Source organism: Paenibacillus senegalensis JC66 (genome assembly GCF_000285515.1).
Classification (GTDB): domain Bacteria; phylum Bacillota; class Bacilli; order Paenibacillales; family NBRC-103111; genus Paenibacillus_L; species Paenibacillus_L senegalensis.
On the sequence record NZ_HE610957.1, the window covers coordinates 1,113,128 to 1,128,890 of the forward strand.

Consider the following 15,763-nt stretch of genomic DNA (forward strand, 5'->3'; position numbering starts at 1 on the left):
TTATGCAGCTATTGCTTTTTGCTATATGGCATGATAGAATGTTTAAAGTTGTCAAGAAACTTGAATGAACCGGCGATTCATCATGAACGATCTGGTTTTCTGGTAGTAGGAGGTGAACGCAATGCCAAACATTAAATCGGCAATTAAACGGGTAAAAACTTCGGAAAAGCGCCGTTTGCAGAATGCTTCCCAAAAGTCCGCTCTCCGTACAGCCGTTAAAGCTTTTGATCAAGCTGCGGACAGCAGTAACACTCAATCCGCTCAAGAAGCACTGCATGCTGCCATCAAAAAGTTAGACAAAGCAGCCAGCAAAGGCCTGATTCATAAAAATGCGGCTAACCGCAAAAAATCCCGTATGGCAAAAAAGCTCAATCAATTAAGTGCTCAAGCTTAAAGTAATAATTAAAAACACGAGGCTTTCTTTTCAAAGAAGCTTCGTGTTTTTTGCTTTTCCCTGATAAAACTTTCAAGCGTTGCGATCATCTTTCCGGTTTCCCTCTATTAAGCCGCCGCATCCAGAAGCAGAAGTTCCAGGCCCAGCCATTTGTCTATCTGCCCGCTCTTCATCTGGTAATCCAAATCAGCCAGCCGGGATAGAATTTGCAATAATCGCCGGGTTTCGTATAGCTTTCCTTGCTCCGCAGCTATTTTTACCGCATAGGGATGGGCACCGATAGCGCTCGCTATTTGCTGGTAGGAATAGCCGGTCTGCGTGCTTTCCTTAACCTGGATAATCATTCGAAATTGTCTCGCCATCAAAGCCAGCAGCTTGATCGGCTCCTCTTTTTGCTTGGCCAGCTCAGTAAGTGTCGAGAGCGCTTGGTCAATCTGCCGCCGTACCATGTAATCAATAAGAATAAACACATTTTGTTCTGTCGTCCGAACGACCAGCCTATCAATAATGTCCTTGCTAACGACACCATCAATCCCTATGTAAATGGATAGTTTCTGAATTTCTGAGGCCAGACTATGCAGGTTGGTACCCGCACAAAGGATAAGGTGGTCTGCTACCCCTTCAGCAAACGAAAATTGGTGGCTTCGCGCACGTCTAACTACCCAATCATTCAATTCCTCTGCTGACAAGACAGGAAAAGGAAGCAGGCAATCCTGCTGTTTTAACTGCTTGACTATTTTCTTCCGTTCATCCAATTTATCGGCTTCCACGGAAAGAACAAAGACACATGTGTCAACAGGCTGTTTCAAATAGGTCAGCAGGTGGTCAAGGTTGTGGCTGACCTTGCCCGTGTCTTTCGCTCCGGTCAAAAACAGCGCATTAGAGGCTATCACCAGCTTACGCGATACGAGAAAAGGGCTCGTCTCCACATCCTCCAGAACCTGTTCCACCGAAGTTTCTGCAAGATCATAGCGGCTGACGGCGAATTCCCGTTCTTCAGGCTGAACAAGCTTGTCAGTCAGGAAGGATATAAATTCAGATTTTCTGAAGGACTCCAGGCCGTAACAAACATACAAAGGCCTAACCTTGTCCTGATTCAGCTCTTGCACTGCCTTTCTTAGCTCCATCTCGTCCACCTCATGTCAATCATAACAGCAACAAAGGGAGGACGTCAAAATCTTTAACGATTTTGTCATCTTCCCTTTGTCGTCCCAGCACTTTCATCATTTTATATAAACATCCTGGGCGCAGGCTCTAGAAACCTGCATCCGGGACGGTCAACGACGTCAGAACCGGTAGTATTCGCGCTTTTACCTTTAATATAGTATAAGTAGCTTCATTAATGTATGTGCCAATATTCGTGACTAATAGGCTATTTCCGTTTCCGTTTGCTCTTTTACATCGACCTTGTATTGAATGGTCTCCCCCGACTCCTTAGTTACCTGATACAGGAGCTCCTGTTCATTCAGCCATGCCACAAATCGGACTTTGTCTTCAGGCTGCCATTTATATTGAGACGCGAAGCGCACCTCTCCATCGCTGGAGCTGATCAGAACCCGCTGCTCATTGACATAGGCAAATAAATCGTTACCCGGTGACAACAGCCTTTCATAAACAACCTCCGGGGAGCGATATTGCGGATCGGACAAATCTGCCGGAGTCTCCGAACCAGATTCTTGCTTTTCCGCTCCACTTACCGGCTCGCCGGCCGCTATGCCAACTTCCTGGTCTTCCGGAGAGGATTCCGGTGCCTCTGCTTCCTCAGTCTGCGGTACTTCCCCCGCCTCGGTAACTGGCGTGTCTTCATTAGGAGCCATTTCGGTTACCGGCTGTTCTGGTTCTGGCGGAACCTGCTCTTTGTGGATTTCTTCCGCTACCGCATCCCCCGCCGCAGGGCCAGCTTGATCACGCACTTGGAGTTCCTCAGGCTGTACCTCGCCGTCACCCGTTGGCGGGCCTGGGTCTTCCGTCAGATTCCGTTCCAAGAGAGAGGCCTCACCGTCAGTGGCAGTCTCCGCCAGCTCTCCGGATTCTTCGAGGATAGAGCCCATCGGCTCACCTGCGGATTCCGGATCACCGTCAGCAGCTGCCCCCGCTTCATTCCCGTCGGGTGCCGTATTTTTGTCCTGAACCATAGATGAAGAAGTCTCAGGGGCATGGGAATCCTTAAGCTCAGCATGCCGTGTTACGGGTCCGTCCAAATCAAAGATAAACAGCCCAATGGCTAGGCCGGCGGCAGCCACTCCACTTAATGCAGTCCAAATATATTTTTTTCTCGGTCTGCGCAATGGCGCTGACATCTCGCTTTCATTTTGATCTTTAATAATGGACGGAGCTACCGCTTGAACAGATGGCTTGTCAGATGCAGGAAATGCCAGCCCATCCAGACGCGGCATAATGGAATCGACAATATTGACAGGAGGACTTACTGATGGCAGTGCCGTCAAATCCTCGGATAGACGAATCAATCTTTCATACATAGCGGCACAATCGGGGCAGTCCCGAATATGGCCAAGCAACAGGTCTTCTTCCTGCTCTTCCAGGTCGGAGTCCAGATGTCTCTGCATTAGCTCTTCCACCTCTGGGCATTTCATCCCCGAACACCACCCTTCTGATAGTCTTGAAGATAACTTTGCAATTGTTTCCTGGCCCTAAACAAATAAGATTTCACCGTGTTAATGGGCAAATCCAGGCTCTCAGCTATTTCATTATAGGAGAACTGCTGAAGATAGCGCAGGACAACAACCGAGCGATGATGGTCAGGAAGCTTATTAATCGCTTCATGAATATCCTCCGCAATGTAAGCCGCCATAACTCTTTCTTCTACATTTTCGCCGGACTCAAATACCATTTCGTGTTCATCAATGGACACAGAAGGCTTCTTTTTGCGGAATTTATCAATACAAATATTCGTCACAATACGTTGTACCCAAGTTTTGAACAATGCTTTTTCTTCGTAGGTATGAATTTTCGTATAGATGCGAATCATAGCTTCCTGGGAAGCATCCAACGCATCTTCTTCATTGCCAAGCATGTAATAAGCCGTTCGATAAACATGGGTCTCGATTTCGCGCAAAAGGGTAATGATGGCGTCGCGATCGCCCGCTTGGGCAGCTCGAATCAATTCGGGCGCTACCAAACTTAGCTCCCCCTCTCTTGCAACCTTATAGACGGCAGGACGCCGCAAAATGTTGCGATATACTCATTTATAATTTATTCCAGTATTTAGCACAGACCTCTATGAAGTCCAATCCTCAATTAGCTCCTTCTATAATATACCTCTAATGCTTCTATTGAAATAGGCCCGGCATAGTCAATAGCATACCAGATTTATCGTCCTAGGCCTATCACCAACCTATTCCTGTTTTTGCCCGGGCGCTATCCAGTTATGTGCAGAAGATAGGGGAAGCTGTTTTGGCAATCATAAATTGACCGCAGGGGACAGGCCATGTTACGATTGAGCTACCCGTTTAATCGTTTTATCTGCCCTACATAGCTATCATTTTTATGTTCTGGAGGTCCCTCACAATGAAACTGGTTACCTTTAAAAAGAATGCAGAATTAGGGCTAGGCGTAAAAACCACAGAAGGTATCGTTGATGTGGAGAAAGCGTTGGCTCATGCCGGTTCTTCCACTGCCGGAGTGCCCACTTCGGTTATGGAAGCGATTGAGCAAGGAGAAGCAGGCACCAAGGCGCTTGAACAGCTGCTTGCAGATCTGTCGGCAAGCGACTCCTATCGCAGCTGCTTGTTGGATGAAGCCGAGATTGAATACGGTCCTTGTGTTACCCATCCGAACAAAATTATTTGTGTAGGTTTGAACTACCGCAAGCATGCTGAAGAAACCAATTCTCCTATTCCGGAATATCCTATTCTGTTCAACAAGTTCAATAACACCCTGACCGGCCATGGCAGTGAGGTTACCCTGCCCAAGGTGAGCAGCAAAGTCGATTACGAAGCTGAATTGGTCATTGTTATTGGAAAAAAAGCAAAAGACGTCAGCAAGGAAGAGGCTCTTTCTTATGTATACGGTTACTGCAACGTAAACGATTTGTCGGCAAGAGATCTGCAGCTGCGCACCCCGCAATGGCTGCTTGGCAAAACTTGCGACGGCTTCAGCCCTCTCGGACCGTATCTGGTAACAGCCGATGAGGTAGGCAATCCGAACGATCTCAGCATTAAATGCTTCGTCAATGGAGAAGAAAGGCAGAACTCCAACACATCGGACATGATCTTCCACTGTGATGAGATCGTCAGCTACATCTCCAAGCATATGACACTTGTACCGGGTGATATCATTCTTACCGGAACTCCCGAAGGTGTTGTAATGGGATATCCAAAAGAACAGCAGGTCTACCTCGCAGACGGTGATGAAGTCACTATCGAGATTGAGAAATTAGGACGGCTGACCAACAAAATGGTTCAGGAACAAGTCTAGTTGGGAATCAGGCAGGCAAACCTTCCTCGATTATCTCACGGTTTTTGGCAGTGCTGCAATTAACGCCAATGAGAGTTAGAAGCAAGTGCTAATACAAAAGAAACCCGCGGGCATCGGTTATAAACCGTACCGCGGGTTTTGCCTTTATTATCCCTTAAACTTAATCGGATAGTGCCCGATCATCATAAGGGTTCTATGAAATTATTCCGCTTGATTGTAACGCTCATACGCTGTTGTGTACACGTCCATGTAGCGGTCTAATCCCATTCTTTCGATGTTGCTGATGTAGGAATCCCATTCTGCAAACGAGGCAGATCCGTTAACAAACTTGGCTTCCATCTCCGTGACATAGTCTTGAATGTCCTTACCTACGGAAGACATGAAATCGGTCTCTTCTTCCGTATAGTTAAAGCCGTTCCAAATTTCTTCAATCATGTGAGGCTTGGCCTTCTCCCCAGCGGCAATAGATTCCGGCAAGCTCTCAGAGCCTTTGAAGTAATGCTCTTGTACGTAGCCAGGATAGCTGCCGCCCAGCCAGGTTACATATTTGGCCAATGCCTGGTCTTGAGTCAATCCGTTCGGGTTGTTAGTGATTTCTTCTGTAAATTCAAGTGTGCCGTCTTCATTCTTCGTGTAAGTGACGCCTTCCTCACCCATAAAGTAGAACAAGGCACCTTCCTCACCAAAGAAATGGTCCATCCATCTAATCGCAGCTTCCGGATGCTCGTTCTTATGAGTCAGCACGAAAGCACCAACGTGTACTAAAGGCGCTTTTACATGAGAATACAGTTTATCTCCATGAGGGCCTTCAAGCGCGCCCAATCCAATAAAGTTTTCCTGATTCATCAATGTTTTTGGATTAGGTACAATAGTTGAACCGAGCAGTCCCTCCTGCCCTTTTACATATAGCGCACTGCTTTTAATGGTGAAGATTTCTTCGTCTAATAGGCCTTCACTATACAATTTGTGAACAAATTCCAGCACCTCTTTATATTCCGGGGTGATGCGGAAGAAACGGGGCTCATTCGTTTCCGGGTCAATATCTACATATTTATGCGCCAAGCCGCGGTTACCGAGTCCCCATGCGCCTTTAAGCTGATCAATTAATCCGCCGATGCCTGTGCCGCTGTATGGAATTTCATCGTTAAGCCCATTCCCGTTCAAATCGGTTTCTTTAACGGCTACTAAATAATTGTAAAACTCTTCTATCGTTGTCGGTTCTTCCATACCTAATTGATCCAGCCAGTCTTTGTTAACCCATAACGGCGTTCCAATCAACATAGATGGGAAATTAGGGTCATAGAAGGAAGGAAAAGAATAGATATGCCCGTCAGGCATGGTCAACCCCTTGCGGAGCATTGGATACTTCTCCATTAAAGCCTTGAAGTTAGGAGCATATTCATCAATTAGATCATCAAGCTCAAGAAAAACACCCTGAGCCCCATACTTCGCAATATCAGCCGAGGTCAGACGGGATGAGTAAAATCCATCCGGATACTCGCCACTTGCCAACGTCAAATTGCGTTTTTCGGTCAAGTTCTCAAAAGGCACTAAATCAAAAGTCACATTAATATTCGACATTTCCTGATAAGTTTTCCAAACATGCGTTTCTTCAAAATTGTTGCCATTTGTCCCCGATTTACCGGTAAAGAAAGTCATATTGATCGGTTCATTGACAATCGGCATCCCGGTTTTGTTCAGATTAGCGGGTGCTTCGCTAGAGGCGCCGCCTTGTTCATTGCCCGACGCTCCTCCATTGCTACCGCTTCCATTATTGCCGCCGCCACAGGCAGCAAGCATAGAAGCAGACAGCGTCGCCGTCAAGGCTACAGATGTCCATTTTTTCCATTGCATGTTTTTTAAAACCTCCCCTTTATTCTGTTGCCTGTTCAAACTGATTTTCTCTTACTCTTACCTTAGACTCGCCATATTTGCAGCGGGAACCATTATAATGCCGACCTCTCAACTCGACTTGCCTGCTTCGGGTGCCTTGTAGGTGAATGTCCGCTGAACCTTTCATACAGCATCCAGGTCGAGGTTGGCGCGCCAGTTAATAGTTCCCTGCGCAAGAGCAATATTACCTCAGGTGTCAGGAAATTAGTAGTAGACACTTTTTTAGCTACTTATCTCTTTTTTATATAGGATAAAATAAGGATAAGAAGGTAAGGAAAAGAAAAATGACGCCTCTGGCAAGGCTTGAAGCAGACAGGTAAAATTAGAATTAGCGATTTCATTCAGCTAATAAATTGTTGCTCAAGCTGCTAGAGAAGAGTATAATTGACCGGGCGTAACCGTTCTCTAACGGGTAACGTCATGAAAAATGGGGCCTGCTCCATATCTTCAAGGTTGTACTGTTATCGTGCATGGGGAGGTTGACTTTCTTTGAATTGGTTCAAGGTTAAAGGCAAATCGTTATTTACCCGAATTTTTTCCAGTTTTCTAATTGTTATTATTTTGCTGTCAGCCTTTACCCTTTTTTCATTCACATATTTGAAATCTACGATCCAAAATGAAATTATTCAATATAACCGCCTGATTCTGGACAACGCGGTGGACCGGTACCGTAATCATTTTACCACTATTCGATCCCTCGTGTTCGATTTGCATAATAATCCCAATCTGATTGCTTACAACAGACAGTTGACCCGTATGGATTCGCGGGAAGTTGATTATTTGCTGGCTACCAAGTTCATGAGGACCTTGCGGACTAATGCCTATAATCCGCATAACCATCTGGATAATCTGCTTGTGCATTTTAACAGCTCGGATTACGTCCTCGATAAAGAAGGGGGAAGCTCCTCACAGCATCAATTCGTACAATTTTATTCGTCATCGGAATATCCACATGACTTTTGGAGAGCCCTGTTTGATACCGATGATAGCTTTACTATCCTGCCATCAGCTGAGTTTTCCTTTAAGCTCGCAGGAGAATCAGGCAGCAAAACGCTGCTTCCTGTCGTGTACAAACGCCCTGACAGCAATTATCAAGTAATCGCCTTCTTGGACATGCGGCAGCTTATGCTTTCGTTCCTGGGGGAGCATGCTCAAGGTAACGGACAACTCATCATTCTGGATGAAAACAGCCGAATGCTCTATAACTCTATACCTGAGCACAGCGATCTTCCATTGGAGGAGCTGTTAACCGGCACCCAGAATTCCTTGCTTGGAGACTATTATTATTTCACTCGCAAGGATCAGTCGAGCGGATGGACTTATATTTCCATTGTGCCTTATTCTCATATTGCCCTGCAAATGCAAAAGCTGAACTGGACGCTAGTGCTGATTTTGCTGGTCACCATCATCATAGGCATGGCCGTTTCGTATTGGCTCAGTCAAAAAATTCACTCCCCAGTAAAAAAGATGATTTCATCCATTCTGGAGGAAAAGCCGGGGGAATTTAACAGCAATATTCATGAATTTTCTTTAGTCGGGCAAAAAATTGGAACCCTGTTCGATGAGAAAAAGAAGATTCAAGAGGAATTGTTAAACAATCAATCGTTCTTAACCAGCTACGGGTATATTAGCAAGCTAAAAATGATTAATTCCGACATTCAGGAATGGAAGCAATTTATAGCAAGTGACGAAAAGTTCACTATTATTATGTATCAGTTGAATTTCCATGATGATGCGTTTCAAGAGCTTGAGATCCAATCCACACAAGCGATCAATTACATTCGGGAGCATATTAACCTGCTTGTGTCCGATTACTTTCCCGGATCGCATACGTTTCAGCTTGAAAAAGACCAGATTTTATCGGTTGTGAACGGCCCAGTCGCTGCCGGACAAATTGAGAAGCTATTGGAACTGCTGAAAACGATTCTAGATCGGGACAAGTCGTTTTGTCAGGCCAACATAACTGTGAGCGCCACCTATCCGGATTCCTCTTATTTTAACAAAGCTTATGAGGATGTGCTCGCCAAGCTGAGACAGGCTCCACTGCATTCGGAAACACAACTGATCTATGAGGCGCGGCAGGTATCCCGCACCGTTTATTTTACTTCCGCACAGGAGGAAGAGTTTTACAATCACCTTCTGGAAGGGCATGACCTGGTTTGCTTTAAAATGATCAGCCGTCTTCTGGAGCAGATGGAGCATAAGGAAGCAGCCGCATTTCAGTATCGGCAACTGGCTGAGGGCATTGTATCCAAAACTATTACGCTGCTCAAGCCGGATGAAAGCGATGAGAACGGTCAAACGCTGGAGCAATTAAGCCGGCAAATTCCCCGTTTGTTTACCGTTGGTCAATATAAGAAATTCTTTCAGGCTTTTCTTGAAGCCGCCGCGGAGATTGCCCGCAATAAAAAAAGCGGGAAAGATCCGATAATCGACTTCGTCATGGATTGGCTTTCCACCCGATACCATGAAGAAGTATCGCTTGAGATGCTAGCTGATAAATTAAACTTGTCCAGCGCCTATTTATCAGTCTATATTAAGGAAAAGACCGGAACGAACTTTATTGATCATTTGAATGGCATTCGTATGAATAAAGCAAAAGAACTGCTTACAAAAAGTGATAAGCCAATAGTGGAGATTAGCCGCGATATCGGTTACCGCAATGTTACTTCTTTTAACCGAATGTTTAAAAAATGGACCGGTGTCTCTCCTAGCGAATATCGTAAACAGCAAGTAACTTCTTCTCCAGAAATTCCGGAGTAAGACAGCCAGAATTCAGATCAGGGATCAACCGTCTGGATGCGATAGCCTTTACGGTGAATCTGCATCCAGATTTCCCCCTGCAGATCAGTCCGGTAAAGGGATGCGCCAAATTCCTCGATTCTTGATGTCACTTCCGCGGAGGGATGGCCATACCGATTATTCACACCTGCTGAAATCATCGCATGGACAGGCTTCCAATAAGCCAGCCATTCTTCTGTTGTAGACGTTTTGCTTCCATGATGGGCAACCTTCAGGACATCTACCGGAATTAAATTTGTGATATTCGCTTGAAACGTTTCGCTATCCTGATCAGCAGAACCTTCCTTGAAGCTGTAAAGAATATCGGCCTCGCCGGGCTTTTCAATGTCTCCAGAAAACAGCAATCTGGCCTGGTGCATTTCCATTAGAAATACTAGCGAACGATCATTCTGGCTATCCTCCCAAACTGAAGCAGACGGAGATAAAGGAGCAGGATACAGAAAATGCAGAACAGTATGACGATCAATTCGTAAAGATTGATCTTTATGGACCGCAAATAATGGTATCATTTTTTTCAATGCTGTCTGAATCAATTGGCGGGAGGTTTCATTATCTTTCCATGTCCCATTAAACAATATATGCTTTACCGGAATGTGCTCCAATACTGCCTGAAGCCCTCCAATGTGATCAAAATCAGCGTGAGTTATGATTAACCAGTCAATATGATGGACACCTCTTTTTTTAAGCAGTGGTACAACAGCTTTTTCACCGACCTCATAAGGGCTTGCTCTTTCTTTCCACTCCTCACCCTCTCGCCTGAAATGAAAGGTGCCTCCCCCATCAATCAGCATATGCTTGCCATTAGGCGTTCTTATATAAATAGCATCTCCTTGACCTACATCCATAAAATAAACCGAGCCTGTGCGCTGCCACCAATTAGGCTCGTACCCATGGAAAAGCAGAAGCAGAAAGACAGCACCTACTGCCGATACCGCCCGCCAACCCGGCAGAGGATCCGCTCCCCTATATCCGAAGGCGGCAGCTGGAGCCGAGAGGGCTTCGATCCTCCGCTCCTTGGCGTGTACTGACAGATGCAGTCCTAAACCGCATAAACCGTAATAGCTTACTATCCACCAGATTGCCGGCGTTGGAAATATTAAATGAAAAACGTCCCAGCCACTCAGCCAGTCCACAAGCCAAAAGCTGAAGCGGTTAAGCCAATTGGCCAGCCAGGCCGGCAAAGCGGCTAATGGAGCCGACACGCTGCCCAAAATCAGGACGGCCGTTCCCAATGGGATTACCGCAGCACTATAAATCGGTATGATGACAAAATTGGCCAGCCAGGACAAAAGCGAGAATTGATTAAAATAATAGATGGATAGGGGAAAGGAAGCGAATTGGGCCACCATTGTCACACTAAAGGCCGCTGTCACCGCTCCGAATCGCTGCGGAAGCAGGCGATTGAATCTCGGAACGCCAAGAATAAGGCCAATTGTCACTATAAAAGACATTTGAAAGCTAATATTCACAAGATAGTACGGATTCCAGATTAACATCCCTAATCCGATGAGACAGACCAAGTTCAAGCTGTCCTTTAGCCGCCTTTTTCGGAACAAATGCAGCCCAATCAAGGCCATAATCCCTGCACGCATAACAGACGGGGCCGATCCTGTTACAAGAATATATAGAGGAAGCAGCAGCATGGCCAGCAGAATGCCTGACTCCCGAGTCATTCCTGACAGGCGGCTAACCGCTAAAATAATGCTGACAAAAATACCAACGTGAAGTCCGGAAATAGCTAAAATGTGAGTCAAGCCCAGCTGCGAAAACTGTTTAAATTGTTCAGGGTCCAGATCAGAACGGACGCCAACGAGCATCCCTTTCATAAACCCAGCCTGCTCCCCGGGAAACGCCCGATCCAGCACAGCTCCCAGCCGCTCCCGTAAGCGGTCGTTATAATGCAGCACGGCCACCCAAGGTTTGCGCGGAACCGATTTGACCTTAACACTGCTGCCTCCGCTGACTGACAATTGCCAATGAATATGCTGGTAATAAAGATAGGCGCGATAATCAAAGGCTCCAAAGTTGCGCGCCGCGGCCGGTTTACGTAGCATCCCGGACAGCTTGGCATGGTCGCCGCGTTCCCACTTCGATGCTTGTTCCTTCTCGCCCGGATCACTTAAACGTACAAATACTTGTATGCTCTCTTCCAAACTAACAATCTCCGATAACATTGGATGAGACAAGGAATTAACGTCTAACGTAAACGAGACCTGATCTCCGTCCACTTTCACGGTTGACTTAATGACACCGCTTACTTCAACTTCACTTTCATGCCACTCCTCATGAATAGCTGTAATATTGCGTCCATCATACCATTGATTGTAGCCGAGGGAGACCATAACAAGCAGCAAACAGGCCAGCAGCTTGAGCTTTTTTGAAGATCGGCTCCAGCAAAAGCCCGCAAGCCCAACAGCCACCAAGCAAACTATCCACGGAATCCCGAGCGGCCCGATAGAAAAGGCTAAGCCTGCACCAATAACCCACAGTACCGCTGCGCAAACGATCGGTCGGTCGAACACCTCACACTTTCCTTTCTTTCACAATCTATACATGGAATCAAAAAAAGAACCTCATTATCCCTTAATAGGTGATAAGAGGTTCTTCCTCAATTGTATTGTGTTATATGGATTAATCCTTGACTGTCATGATTGTATTCGGCGGGGGCTCATAGCCTTCCAATGTTCTTAAAACAATCCCTCTTGCCTCCATCAATACCGAAACTTTCTTATGGTCTTTCGGATAAGAACGATGATAAACAATTTCTTTGATCCCACTGTTAGCAAGCATATTGGAGCATGTCCAACAAGGCTGATCGGTTACGTAAACAGTTGAACCCTCCCGATCAATGCGATCGGTAAACAGCAGCAAGTTTTGTTCCGCGTGAATCGTACGGATACATCTTTCCTTGCGCACCATCTGGTCTCCTTCAGGCGTGCTAACCAATTCTATTTGCTCCACGATCATACATCCCGCCTCAGAGCAATCGGCAACACCCATAGGAGCACCGTTGTAAGCTGTTCCCAGCAGCTTCTTTCCCTGAACTAATACGGCACCCACATGCCTGCGGGGGCATTGAGATCTGGTTGCAGCCATATAAGCAATATCCATGAAGTAAGTATCCCAATCCTTGCGAGTGCCCATGTAAGTCATCTCCTAGCTTTGGCTGAGTTTGATAGCCTGGTCTAAATCATGAATAATATCATCAATCGTTTCCGTTCCGATGGATAAGCGGATCATTCCCGGTTCAACGCCAGCGGAAATGAGCTCCTCTTCGGAGAGCTGCTGGTGAGTAGTGCTCGCCGGGTGAATGATCAATGATTTGGAATCGCCGACATTGGCCAAATGCGAGAGCAGCTTCACGTTATTAATGACCTTTCTTCCGGCTTCTACGCCGCCTTTGATTTCAAAGGTAAGAATCGCTCCCTGCCCCTTAGGCAAATATTTCTGAGCCAGCGCGTACGATGGATGGCTCTCCAGCCCCGGATAATTGACATGGATAACGGCATCATGCTTCTCCAAGTATTGCGCAACTTTCAATGCGTTGGAGCTGTGGCGCTCCATCCGCAAGTGCAGCGTCTCCAAGCCTTGCAGCAGTAAAAAGGAGTTAAACGGAGAAATAGAAGCTCCCATGTCACGCATAAGCTGCACGCGTGCTTTGATTATATAAGCGATAGGCCCTACTGCTTGGGTATATACAATGCCGTGATAGCTGGGATCCGGTTCTGTCAAACCAGGGAATTTACCGCTGGCTGCCCAGTCAAACTTGCCGCCATCGACAATAACTCCACCGATCGCTGTGCCATGACCTCCGATAAACTTGGTGGCCGAGTGAATAACGATGTCGGCGCCATGCTCGATTGGACGCAGCAAGTATGGACTAGGGAAAGTATTGTCAACAATTAATGGAATTCCGTTCTCATGGGCGACTGCGGCAACGGCTTCAATATCAAGAATGTCACCCTTAGGGTTGCCAATTGTTTCGGCAAATATGGCTTTTGTTTTATCGGTAATCGCTTTACGGAAATTGTCCGGATCAGAGGGATCGACGAACTTCACTTTAATTCCGATCTTAGGCAGCGTGATCGAGAACAAATTATAAGTTCCACCATACAAGCTTGCGGATGAAACGATTTCATCTCCCGCGCCGGCAATATTCAGAATCGAGAATGTAATGGCAGCTTGTCCGGATCCGGTAGCGAGAGCACCGACTCCGCCTTCCAATGCGGCGATTCTTTTTTCAAACACATCCGTTGTCGGATTCATAATCCGTGTGTAGATATTGCCAAACTCCTGCAGTCCAAACAGGTTGGCAGCATGGTCAGTATCTTTAAATCCATATGAGGTCGTTTGATAAATAGGCACTGCACGCGACATTGTCGTCGGGTCAATCTCCTGTCCGGCATGGACAGCCAAAGTTTCCAATCCCAAAAGGCGCTCTTCCGACATTTATAATTTCCTCCTTATATGCAGAACTACATTAATAATGTCACAAATCTTGTCAATTGAAAAGCTAAAATGCAAAAAGATTTATTAATTTCGTATAAGATTACTTGGTTTTTTAGTTGACTGTAATCTGGTGCTTAAACTTTTCAAATGTTTTAAGACCGATTCCTTTTACTTTCATAATGTCATCTATTTGTTGAAAAACTCCCTGGCTGATGCGATAGTCTACAATTGCGCTTGCCTTGGACGGGCCAATGCCTGCCAACTGAGTCAATTCCGACACCGAGGCAGTATTAATATTAATTAACCATGAGCTGTCGGCCGCTTGGCCAGAGGAATCTTCTGTAACCGTTATAACAGGTGACTCCTCCTCGGCGGATCCAGGTATAGGAGCTGATTCTTTGGTAGGTGCTGCCGCTTGTGGCGAGTCTGACAGCTCAGCCTTATTACGGAGCTCCGTCCCCGGTGAAGGCACTGCAGGGGGTTCATTCTCCGGCCGTATCGCTTCTGCAAGTACCGCGTTCATAGCTGCAAACGGCTGCAGCTCCTCTTTATCTGCGCCTCGCAATCCGAGAATTATCATGATCATGGCAAGGCTAACCAGCAAAAAAATGACCTGCTTACGATAGCTCCAGAGCCAGTCCAGCATACGTTATCTCTCCTTCATAAAAATAAAGTTAATAGTCAGCAGCACAAAAACCGCCCTGCCAGATGTCTTTAAATATTCGCCGCGAATATTTAGAGAATGGACAGGTCGGTTCTTCCGTACCTCTTAATATTTCCAGTATAACATTAGCCTGACCCAGCGGCAAGCTGTTTAATGGCCAGGGGAAGGAGCATGCACTGAAGCAGCCGGGCCGCACTAACCAATCTCGTTTTACTCCCAGGTTATGGGCATTCCTTAAAAATACCGGCATATATATTATAAAAGTTTGCATCACAATGTGAATAGAAAGGGAGGGGACCGTATGAATACAGGCTTTATAGGTACGGGAAGCATGGGCAGTCTGCTGATCGAGTCATTTATTAAATCCGATGCCCTGCTGCCTCAGGAAATTACAGCTAGCAACCGAAACCCTGCTAAAGTTGCACAACTCGCAGAGCGTTATCCCGGCTTGAGGGCAGTACCATCAAATCGCGAGGTGGCGCTGGAGAGCGAGCTGATTTTTCTGTGCGTCCGGCCTATGGATATTTTTAATGTAATTAATGATATTCAGCCTTATATCCATCCCGATCAGTATGTCATCTCCATTACGAGCCCGGTCATGATCCAGCAACTGGAGAGCCGGCTGCCTTGCCGAGTTGCCAAATTGATCCCCAGCATAACGAATTATATGCTGGACGGCGCTATGCTCTGTGTATATGGAAGCCGAATCAGCTCCGGAGATCGGGAGCGTATCGAGCAGCTGATCCGCCGGATCAGCGAGCCTATTGAGATAAGTGAAACACACGTGAGAGTTTGTTCTGATTTGAGCAGCTGCGGCCCTGCCTTCTTCGCCTATCTATTGGAGCAATTCGCTCATGCTGCCGTTGAGGAGACAGGAATTGATTATGAGCAGGCTTGCACCCTGGCATCCAGAATGCTGCTCGGAACAGGGAAGCTGCTGACCGAGGGAGGCTTCACACCAGAGCAGCTCCGCCAACGAGTGACCGTTCCCGGAGGGATCACTGCCGAAGGACTCAAAATCATAGAGAAAGAGCTGACCGGGAAATTCAATCAGCTCTTCCAAATGACTCATCATAAGTTTACAACAGAAGTGACTAAAGTTACCGCGCAGTGGAGTACTTGAA

The 15,763-nt window shown here is 46.5% G+C and carries 12 protein-coding genes; 4 read left to right on the top strand and 8 right to left on the bottom strand.

Annotated elements, in window-relative coordinates; translation table 11 throughout:
* Positions 1-121 precede the first annotated feature (121 nt).
* A complete protein-coding gene (gene rpsT / locus PSHG_RS05275; RefSeq protein WP_010270437.1) occupies positions 122-394 on the top strand; it encodes a 30S ribosomal protein S20 in 273 nt (90 codons plus the stop codon).
* A 107-nt stretch (positions 395-501) separates the two neighbouring features.
* Here the strand turns inward: rpsT and holA are convergent, their stop codons facing one another.
* The 3 genes from holA to PSHG_RS05295 all read right to left on the bottom strand — a co-directional run bounded on the left by holA (position 502) and on the right by PSHG_RS05295 (position 3,533).
* Positions 502-1,521, bottom strand: a complete 1,020-nt coding sequence (gene holA, locus PSHG_RS05280; RefSeq protein ID WP_010270439.1) for a DNA polymerase III subunit delta — start codon at positions 1,519-1,521, stop codon at positions 502-504.
* A gap of 237 nt (positions 1,522-1,758) precedes the next feature.
* On the bottom strand, positions 1,759-2,961 hold the full coding sequence (locus PSHG_RS05290) for an ICP22 family protein (RefSeq protein WP_148497643.1): 1,203 nt from the start codon (positions 2,959-2,961) through the stop codon (positions 1,759-1,761).
* A gap of 23 nt (positions 2,962-2,984) precedes the next feature.
* Entirely contained in the window at positions 2,985-3,533 is a 549-nt protein-coding gene (locus tag PSHG_RS05295; RefSeq protein WP_010270444.1) for an RNA polymerase sigma factor, read from the bottom strand.
* A 389-nt stretch (positions 3,534-3,922) separates the two neighbouring features.
* Here PSHG_RS05295 and PSHG_RS05300 point away from each other — a divergent pair, with 389 nt between their 5' ends.
* A complete protein-coding gene (locus PSHG_RS05300) occupies positions 3,923-4,831 on the top strand; it encodes a fumarylacetoacetate hydrolase family protein (RefSeq protein WP_010270449.1) in 909 nt (302 codons plus the stop codon).
* A gap of 201 nt (positions 4,832-5,032) precedes the next feature.
* Here the strand turns inward: PSHG_RS05300 and PSHG_RS05305 are convergent, their stop codons facing one another.
* Positions 5,033-6,685 (bottom strand): extracellular solute-binding protein, encoded by a 1,653-nt coding sequence (locus tag PSHG_RS05305; RefSeq protein WP_010270451.1) that lies wholly within the window; start codon positions 6,683-6,685, stop codon positions 5,033-5,035.
* A 528-nt stretch (positions 6,686-7,213) separates the two neighbouring features.
* On the opposite strand from PSHG_RS05305, the gene PSHG_RS26640 reads away from it, so the two are divergent.
* Positions 7,214-9,487 (top strand): helix-turn-helix domain-containing protein, encoded by a 2,274-nt coding sequence (locus PSHG_RS26640; RefSeq protein WP_010270454.1) that lies wholly within the window; start codon positions 7,214-7,216, stop codon positions 9,485-9,487.
* A gap of 17 nt (positions 9,488-9,504) precedes the next feature.
* Here PSHG_RS26640 and PSHG_RS05315 read toward each other — a convergent pair whose 3' ends face one another.
* The 4 genes from PSHG_RS05315 to PSHG_RS29170 all read right to left on the bottom strand — a co-directional run bounded on the left by PSHG_RS05315 (position 9,505) and on the right by PSHG_RS29170 (position 14,621).
* On the bottom strand, positions 9,505-12,048 hold the full coding sequence (locus tag PSHG_RS05315; protein WP_010270457.1) for a ComEC/Rec2 family competence protein: 2,544 nt from the start codon (positions 12,046-12,048) through the stop codon (positions 9,505-9,507).
* A 109-nt stretch (positions 12,049-12,157) separates the two neighbouring features.
* Positions 12,158-12,670 carry a deoxycytidylate deaminase gene (locus tag PSHG_RS05320; protein ID WP_010270460.1) on the bottom strand — a complete coding sequence of 171 codons (513 nt, stop codon included), beginning with the start codon at positions 12,668-12,670 and terminating at the stop codon, positions 12,158-12,160.
* A 12-nt stretch (positions 12,671-12,682) separates the two neighbouring features.
* The gene (locus PSHG_RS05325; RefSeq protein ID WP_010270463.1) at positions 12,683-13,975 is read right to left on the bottom strand and encodes a homocysteine synthase; all 1,293 of its coding nucleotides are present in this window, start codon (positions 13,973-13,975) and stop codon (positions 12,683-12,685) included.
* A 112-nt stretch (positions 13,976-14,087) separates the two neighbouring features.
* Positions 14,088-14,621: a helix-hairpin-helix domain-containing protein gene (locus PSHG_RS29170; RefSeq protein WP_010270464.1), complete on the bottom strand. Its 534-nt coding sequence runs from the start codon at positions 14,619-14,621 to the stop codon at positions 14,088-14,090.
* A gap of 319 nt (positions 14,622-14,940) precedes the next feature.
* Here PSHG_RS29170 and comER point away from each other — a divergent pair, with 319 nt between their 5' ends.
* Entirely contained in the window at positions 14,941-15,762 is an 822-nt protein-coding gene (comER, locus tag PSHG_RS05335) for a late competence protein ComER (protein ID WP_010270466.1), read from the top strand.
* Position 15,763 lies beyond the last annotated feature (1 nt).

Excerpts from the sequence above, each read along its gene's own strand:
- rpsT (WP_010270437.1), top strand. The coding sequence starts at position 122 with ATGCCAAACATTAAATCGGCAATTAAACGGGTAAAAACTTCGGAAAAG.
- holA (WP_010270439.1), bottom strand. The coding sequence starts at position 1,521 with ATGGAGCTAAGAAAGGCAGTGCAAGAGCTGAATCAGGACAAGGTTAGG.
- PSHG_RS05290 (WP_148497643.1), bottom strand. The coding sequence starts at position 2,961 with ATGCAGAGACATCTGGACTCCGACCTGGAAGAGCAGGAAGAAGACCTG.
- PSHG_RS05300 (WP_010270449.1), top strand. The coding sequence starts at position 3,923 with ATGAAACTGGTTACCTTTAAAAAGAATGCAGAATTAGGGCTAGGCGTA.
- PSHG_RS05305 (WP_010270451.1), bottom strand. The coding sequence starts at position 6,685 with ATGCAATGGAAAAAATGGACATCTGTAGCCTTGACGGCGACGCTGTCT.
- PSHG_RS05320 (WP_010270460.1), bottom strand. The coding sequence starts at position 12,670 with ATGGGCACTCGCAAGGATTGGGATACTTACTTCATGGATATTGCTTAT.
- PSHG_RS05325 (WP_010270463.1), bottom strand. The coding sequence starts at position 13,975 with ATGTCGGAAGAGCGCCTTTTGGGATTGGAAACTTTGGCTGTCCATGCC.
- PSHG_RS29170 (WP_010270464.1), bottom strand. The coding sequence starts at position 14,621 with ATGCTGGACTGGCTCTGGAGCTATCGTAAGCAGGTCATTTTTTTGCTG.
- comER (WP_010270466.1), top strand. The coding sequence starts at position 14,941 with ATGAATACAGGCTTTATAGGTACGGGAAGCATGGGCAGTCTGCTGATC.